General features: G+C 74.1%; 2 protein-coding genes. Both read left to right on the top strand.

The window, feature by feature from the left end; genetic code table 11:
* Nucleotides 1-341 precede the first annotated feature (341 nt).
* A complete protein-coding gene (locus tag ACIQOV_RS36895; protein ID WP_401055164.1) occupies nucleotides 342-1652 on the top strand; it encodes an MFS transporter in 1311 nt (436 codons plus the stop codon).
* Between the two features lie 127 nt (nucleotides 1653-1779).
* Nucleotides 1780-2379: a hypothetical protein gene (locus ACIQOV_RS36890; protein ID WP_401055163.1), complete on the top strand. Its 600-nt coding sequence runs from the start codon at nucleotides 1780-1782 to the stop codon at nucleotides 2377-2379.
* Nucleotides 2380-2556 lie beyond the last annotated feature (177 nt).

The raw sequence follows: 2556 nt of genomic DNA, 5'->3' as shown, positions 1-2556 counted from the left end.
CGCCCGGCGACCGACCTCCCGGGCCCGGTCGACCCCGGCGCCTACCCGCTGCCGGAGTCCGCGGACGCCGTGCCGAAGCACTGACCCCGGGCGCGACCGGGGGCGCGCGGGCGCTCGCGTCGCGGGCGCGTCCGGCTTCGCGTTCGCCCGCCCCGCCCCGCCCCGGGCGGGCGGGCGGGCCAGGGCGGGCCGGGAACCCGGCCGGATCCACCGAAGCCCACCGGACACTCCGGACACCGGTGGATGAGCCCGACACCCCTCCCGACACGGATAGTTCGGGACACCTCAGGCAGTTCGGAAACCGCCCGAACGACCCTCCGCGGACATGACATACTGCGTCGGTGACCTCAGCCGACCTGGCCGCGAAGCCCTCGAAAAGCCGTCCTCAACTGGGCCGGAAGTTCCACCTGCTGTGGTCCGCGTCGGCGATCTCCTCGGTCGGCGACGGCATGCGGGACTCCGCCCTGCCGCTGCTGGCGGTGGCCGTCTCCGACTCCCCCGGCGCGGTCTCCGTGGTCTCCGTCGCCGCCTCCCTGCCCTTCCTCCTGATGTCCCTGTACGGCGGAGTGCTCGCCGACCGGGCCGACCGGCGACGGCTGATGTGGACGATCGACGCGGCGCGCGCCGCCGTCGTCCTGGGCTTCGCCTGCTGGATCTTCGTCGCCGACCCGCCGCTGGTCGCGCTCGCCGCACTGGCCTTCCTGCTCGGCTGCGGCGAGACGGTCTTCTCCAACGCCGCCACCTCGGCCGTCCCCGAGCTGGTCCGCCCCGAGCAGCTCGACGCCGCCAACGGCCGGATGCAGGCCAACATGCTCGTCGGCGGCAACCTGATCGGCCCGCTGCTCGGCTCGGCGCTGTTCGCCGTGGCCGCCGCGGCCCCCTTCACGGTGGACGGCGTGTCCTTCGCGCTCGCCGCCGTCCTGGTCGCCGCCACCGGCCGCTCCACCGCGCCGCGCACCCGGGCCGACCGCCGCCCGGTGCTCACCGAGATCCGCGAGGGCGTCGACTGGCTGCTCCACCACCGCGACGTGCGGATGCTCGCCGTGCTCTCCACCCTCGGCGCGCTCGCCTGCTTCATGGGCACCACCATGATGGTCCTGATGGTCACCAGGGTCATCCACGCACCCGCCGCCGCCTACGGCATCGTCCTCGCGGCCGGCGCCATCGGCGGCACCGCCGCGAGCACGCTGGCCGGCCGGCTCAGCCGGCTGCTCGGCCGGGGCACCCGGATCGCCCTCGCCTTCCTGCTGATGGGCGTCTCGCTGATCCTGATGGGCCTGAGCACCTCGGTGGCCGAAGTGGCCGTGCTGTACGGCGTGGTCGGCTTCGGGATCGTCACCTGGAACATCCAGGCGATCTCGCTGCGCCAGCAGGCCGTGCCGAAGGAGCTGCTCGGCCGGGTCAACAGCTGCTACATGCTGCTGAGCCGCCTCGGCATCATGGCCGGCGCCGCCCTCAGCGGCTGGATCGCCTCCGCCGTCGGCATCCGCACCCCGCTGCTGATCGGCGGCGGCCTGCTGCTCGCCCTGCTGGTCGCGGTGCTGCTCCTGCTCCCGCGGATGACCGCGCTGGAGACCGTCCCGGCGGGCGCCGCGTCGGACTCCGGCGCCGGCGTCGAGGCCGGGTCCAGGTCCGGGTCCGAGGCCGAGTAACCCCGGTGCCGGAAGGGCGGCTTTCGCGTCCTCCCACTCAACGGCCCCTGCCGGCCGGTATGGTGACCCGAGGGGTGGCGCCGGGAAGACTGGTCGGTGCACAGCACCGCATGCCCTGAGGAGAGCCGTGAACGCCCACCACTCCACCGCCGCGGACCGGTCGACCGCCTCCGACTCCCCCGATTCCCCCGGTGCCTCCCGCGCCGAAGCGCCGCCCGTCGGCCTCGGCCCCCTGGTGCGGATCGACGGCGGCTGGTTCATCGGCGACCACGAGAGCACGGCGCACCTCGCCGTCCTCCCCGGGGGATTCGAGCACCGCGTCGCCGGGCGGGATCCGTTCCTGGTGCCGTGGGACCGCCTGATGAGCCTGCAACTCGGTTTCACTCGCGGCCGGTTCCCCAGCACGCCGGTCGGCGGCCTCCTGAACTCGTACGACGGCGCGATCGGCGCCCACGGCTCCTGCCTCAGCGCCATGGTCCGGCACCCCTACGACCTGTGGCGGCCCCGGTTCGTCCACCACGGGTGGTGGTACCCGGCGCCCGAGCTCACGGTGCTGCGCCAACTGCTGGGGGACATCGTCGACCTCGGCCACGTCGAACGGCTCGGTGACGACGCCTGGCTGACCTCGGCCGTCGAGGAACTGGCGGCGGACCGCCACCTCCGGAAGTGGCGGACCGGCAAGGCCGTCATGGAAGGCGTGAAGGAGATCATCACCCGCGGGGCGTGACCTTCGCCCGGAGCCCGGACTCCCCATGGACAGGTCAATCCGTTGTCCGTAGAATTCTTCTGACAGGTCGACAGATCGGGGCGGCCGTGACGGCGCAGCCCCGGTCGGCCCGTACCGGGTGATGCGGCAAGGCCGCAGCCCCCGACGCCGAGCCGGGGGGGGGGGGGGGCCCCCCGC

Origin of the sequence: Kitasatospora sp. NPDC091257 (genome assembly GCF_044757675.1) — a bacterium.
Lineage (GTDB): Bacteria > Actinomycetota > Actinomycetes > Streptomycetales > Streptomycetaceae > Kitasatospora > Kitasatospora lactacystinica.
This window is presented reverse-complemented; position numbering and strand designations above follow the sequence as displayed.